The sequence below is a fragment of the Delftia sp. ZNC0008 genome, assembly GCF_000799035.1.
GTDB lineage: Bacteria > Pseudomonadota > Gammaproteobacteria > Burkholderiales > Burkholderiaceae_C > Comamonas > Comamonas tsuruhatensis.
On the sequence record NZ_JTKZ01000695.1, the window covers coordinates 1 to 3,044 of the forward strand.

The 3,044-nt window shown below is 68.1% G+C and carries 4 protein-coding genes and 1 pseudogene; 4 read left to right on the forward strand and 1 reads right to left on the reverse strand.

What is annotated here, in order from left to right; all coding sequences use genetic code 11:
* The 4 genes from L995_RS22625 to L995_RS33960 all read left to right on the forward strand — a co-directional run.
* A partial coding sequence (locus tag L995_RS22625) for a sigma-54-dependent transcriptional regulator (RefSeq protein WP_047473795.1) occupies nt 1-1,509 on the forward strand: 1,509 nt, incomplete at its 5' end.
* 95 nt (nt 1,510-1,604) lie between these two features.
* Nucleotides 1,605-2,132, forward strand: coding sequence for a hypothetical protein (locus L995_RS22630; RefSeq protein WP_047473796.1), 528 nt, complete (start codon nt 1,605-1,607; stop codon nt 2,130-2,132).
* A 70-nt stretch (nt 2,133-2,202) separates the two neighbouring features.
* Complete coding sequence (locus tag L995_RS22635; protein ID WP_016446350.1) at nt 2,203-2,481, forward strand: GlsB/YeaQ/YmgE family stress response membrane protein; 279 nt, start codon at nt 2,203-2,205, stop codon at nt 2,479-2,481.
* A 44-nt stretch (nt 2,482-2,525) separates the two neighbouring features.
* Nucleotides 2,526-2,669: a hypothetical protein gene (locus L995_RS33960; protein WP_016446351.1), complete on the forward strand. Its 144-nt coding sequence runs from the start codon at nt 2,526-2,528 to the stop codon at nt 2,667-2,669.
* Nucleotides 2,670-2,761: 92 nt separating this feature from the next.
* Here L995_RS33960 and L995_RS22640 read toward each other — a convergent pair.
* Nucleotides 2,762-3,044 (reverse strand): annotated as a pseudogene (locus L995_RS22640) (hypothetical protein); the annotation flags it as partial.

Sequence of the window (3,044 nt, forward strand, 5' to 3'; positions counted from 1 at the left end):
GTGGCCCACACCCTGCGCGATGCGCGCCGCCAGATGGCCATGCAGCCGCCCAGCCTGGTTCTGCTGGACCTGCAGCTGCCCGATGGCAACGGCATGGACCTGTTCGGCGACCGGCAAGTGCCGCAGGACTCGCAGATCGTGCTGGTGACCGGCCATGCCAGCCTGGACTCCTCCATCGAAGCCCTGCGCCGAGGCGCCATGGACTATCTGGTCAAGCCCGTGGGCATAGGCCGGCTCGAGGACATTCTTTCGCGCTTTCTCATCCCCACGCCGGGCCTGTCGGGCGCGGACAGCCGCAACGGCGCAGGCCCGGCCTCCGATCAGATCACGGCACAAGACCATTGCGCACCCGCTGGCAGCTACTGCGCGCAGGAAGGACGCTTTGGCCGGCTCCTGGGCCAATCGCCTCCCATGCAGCGCCTGTACCAGCAGATGGAGCGCGTGGCAGGCACCTCGGTCACGGTATTCCTCACGGGGGAGAGCGGCACCGGCAAGGAGGTCGTGGCGCAGACCCTGCACGACTTGAGCCAGCGGCGCAGCCGCCCGTTTCTTGCCGTGAACTGCGGCGCTATTTCGCCGCATCTCATCGAAAGCGAGATCTTCGGCCACGAAAAGGGCAGCTTCACGGGCGCCGACCGCCAGCACCAGGGCTTTTTCGAGCGCGCGGCCACGGGCACGCTGTTCCTGGACGAGATCACGGAAATGCCCATGGAGCTGCAGGTCAAGCTGCTGCGCGTGCTGGAGACCGGCCGCTTCATGCGCGTGGGCTCCACCCAGACGCTGCAGACCGATGTGCGCGTGATCGCCGCCACCAACCGCTGCCCCTTCGAGGCCGTGGCCAGCGGCAGGCTGCGCGAGGACCTGCTCTACCGGCTGAACGTCTTTCCCATCGAGCTGCCGCCGCTGCGCGAGCGCCTGTCCGACGTCCCGCTGCTGGCCCAGCACTTGCTGCAGGCCATCTCGCAGCGAGAGGGGCAGACCAAGCAGTTCACGGCGTCGGCCCTGAGGCAGTTGGCGCAGCACAGCTGGCCCGGCAATGTGCGCGAGCTGCGCAATGCCGTGCAGCGTGCCTACGTCATGGAGCCCGGCCCGCAGGTAGGCACCGAATGGCTGCCCCGCCCACCGGTGGCCATTGCCCAGCCCGCCCCCATGCCGGTGTCATTGCACGCATCCGTGCACACATCCGTGCCTGCACAGCTGGCCGCCAACGCCCCGCAATTGCCGCCCACTTCGCAGGCCGCGCCTGTCGCCGTGCATCCTTTCGCCGACCACGGCGCGGCAGGCGACGTCTACGACCTGCCCGATATGGAGCCGGCCACCATACAGCTGCCCATCGGCATGACCATGGCGCAGGCCGAGCGGCTGCTGATCCAGGCCACGCTCAAGCAGTGCAAGTACCAGAAGGAACGCACGGCCGCCGTGCTCGGCATCAGCCTCAAGACGCTGTACAACCGGCTCAAGGACTATGCGGGCGGCAAAAAGGACAGGACGGACGCCGAACCCGGCTGACACGTGCGCAGACGCGCACAGCACCTGCTGCCGTTGCCTTGCGGGCACGCTGCTTGCCACCCTGCAAGCACCTTTGAGCAACCAAGGACAAGCCCATGGACTCCTCTCCTGCCCGCGCCTACGGTGTCTTCAAGCCCGTGGGCCACATGGTGGTCTCTTTTCCCACTGCTGCGCAGGCCGATGACGGCATGGCGGCGCTGCAGGCGCTGAACCTGCCCGAGCAGGACGTACGGCGCTACACCGACCGGGAAATGCTGGCCCAGATCGACCAAGACCTGCGACAGGCCAGCCCCGTGGCCGCCGTGGGCCAGGAACTCAATCTGGTCAAGGCCCACCAGGCCCTGGCCGAGCGCGGCTACCACTGGCTGGTGGTACGGGTGGACAGCGACGAGGCCGCACGCAACGCCGCAGATGCCCTCAAGGCCGCCGGCGCCGAGCGCGCCCAGCTCTACGGCCGCTTCATCATCGAGGAATTGATAGAACACGCCGCCGATCTGCCCCAGGTCAGCGAGTCGCCCGACCGGGGCCTGGACGCCCAGACACCTTCAGGCCGCGAAGCCGAGCGGGCACAAATCCGCCCCGCGCCGGCCCAGGGCAACGGCACCCCGCGACCGGAGCGCTGAGTCGCTTGCGACGGGCAGGCACGCCGATTGCCATTGATATTCAACTGCAACTTTTGTCAAAGGCGATGCCATGGATTTCCTCATCTGGCTGATGGTGGGCGGGCTGATCGGCTGGATCACCAGCATGGTCACGAACACCCAGGCCCAGCAAGGCATTTTGCTCAACGTGGCAATAGGCGCCATCGGCGCCTTGCTGGGCGGCTGGCTGCTGGCGCCGCTGCTGGCGCCCTCGGCCATGGATGCGCAGGCGCAGGTGCCGGCCACATCCATGTCCATCTTCATTTCGATGGCCAGCGCCGTTGCGCTGCTGGCCATCTTCAACCTGTGCAAACCGCGCATGCGCCACTGAGCCGGCCCGGCCACGGGCCATTGACTTGCAGGAAAGGAGCCTCCATGAGCAAAGATCCCTTCCAGACCAGAAGTACCGCTGGCAGCACCGACCTCTCCCGCCAGGGCAGCGCCGTGTGCAAGAAACCGCTGCGCTCCATTGCCACGGCGCTGGCGGCGGGGCTGCTGATCGCGCGCCTCGCACGCTGACCGGGCTCGGCCCTCCTCTCTTTTTTGACTTTCCTGCTTGCTGACTGCGCGCCCCGGCGCGCAGTCCTGTTTCCAGGACCGCGAATGCCAGCTCAGTCCAGGCTTTGCGCAAGACAATCCTGCGCCGCCATGGGCACGCGCGGCAGGACCAGGGAGACGACCAGGCCGCCGCTGGCTCCATCGCCGTCGCCTCCCCCGCTGCCCCCCTCGGCCCACGCCACGCCACCGCCAGCCAGGCACAGCCGGCGCGCCAGGGCCAGGCCGCAGGAGGCATCTGCATCGGCGTCGCTCAAGCGCACGCCGGGGCGGGATTCCTGCGGCCGCTGTGGCGCCTCGGCGCTGGCTGCGGCCACTACGCCCGCTACGCCCGCTTCG